Origin of the sequence: Oligella sp. HMSC09E12 (assembly GCF_001808505.1) — a bacterium.
Taxonomy (GTDB): Bacteria; Pseudomonadota; Gammaproteobacteria; order Burkholderiales; family Burkholderiaceae_B; genus Oligella; species Oligella urethralis.
Genome location: NZ_KV793526.1, coordinates 1 through 1,145, shown reverse-complemented (window position 1 = coordinate 1,145; position 1,145 = coordinate 1). Strand labels below are relative to the sequence as shown.

General features: G+C 48.6%; 1 protein-coding gene. It reads left to right on the top strand.

What is annotated here, in order from left to right; translation table 11 throughout:
* A partial coding sequence (gene tuf, locus HMPREF3179_RS01865) for an elongation factor Tu (protein WP_070469456.1) occupies nucleotides 1-1,145 on the top strand: 1,145 nt, incomplete at its 3' end.

Here is a 1,145-nt window from a genome sequence, read left to right as displayed (position 1 = left end):
ATGGCAAAAGGTAAGTTTGAACGTACCAAACCCCACGTAAACGTTGGTACTATCGGTCACGTTGACCACGGTAAAACCACTTTAACAGCAGCGATTTGTACTGTACTTGCAAAGGAGTACGGTGGTGATGCGCGTGATTATGATCAGATTGACGCAGCTCCCGAAGAGAAAGCGCGTGGTATTACCATTTCTACTTCACACGTAGAGTACGAAACGCCTACTCGTCACTATGCGCACGTTGACTGCCCGGGTCACGCCGACTATGTTAAAAACATGATTACCGGTGCGGCTCAGATGGACGGTGCGATTTTAGTATGTTCAGCAGCTGATGGCCCAATGCCTCAGACGCGTGAGCACATCTTATTATCTCGTCAGGTAGGTGTTCCTTACATTGTAGTATTCTTAAACAAAGCTGACTTAGTTGACGATGAGGAGTTAATTGAGTTGGTTGAGATGGAAGTACGTGAGTTGTTAAGCATGTACGAGTTCCCGGGCGACGACACCCCAATCATTAAGGGTTCTGCTCGTTTAGCCCTTGAGGGTGACGAGGGTCCATTAGGTAAGCAAGCGGTACTTGCTTTAGCTGAGGCTTTAGACACTTACATCCCAACGCCTGAGCGTGCGGTTGATGGTACTTTCTTGATGCCGGTTGAGGACGTGTTCTCAATTTCTGGTCGTGGTACCGTAGTGACTGGTCGTATTGAGCGCGGTGTGATTAAAGTGGGTGAAGAGATCGAGATCGTTGGTATCCGTGAAACACAGAAAACCATTTGTACCGGTGTTGAGATGTTCCGTAAGTTATTAGACCAGGGTGAGGCCGGTGATAACGTGGGTATCTTACTACGTGGTACTAAGCGTGAGGATGTTGAGCGTGGTCAGGTATTGGCTAAGCCAGGCACCATTAAGCCACACACCAACTTCTCAGCTGAGGTGTATATCTTATCTAAGGAAGAGGGTGGTCGTCATACGCCATTCTTCCAAGGTTACCGTCCTCAGTTCTACTTCCGTACAACGGACGTAACCGGTACCATTACACTACCAGCGGACAAAGAGATGGTACTTCCTGGTGATAACGTCTCCATGGATGTTGAGCTAATCGCTCCTATCGCCATGGAAGAGGGCTTACGCTTCGCTATCCGTGAGGG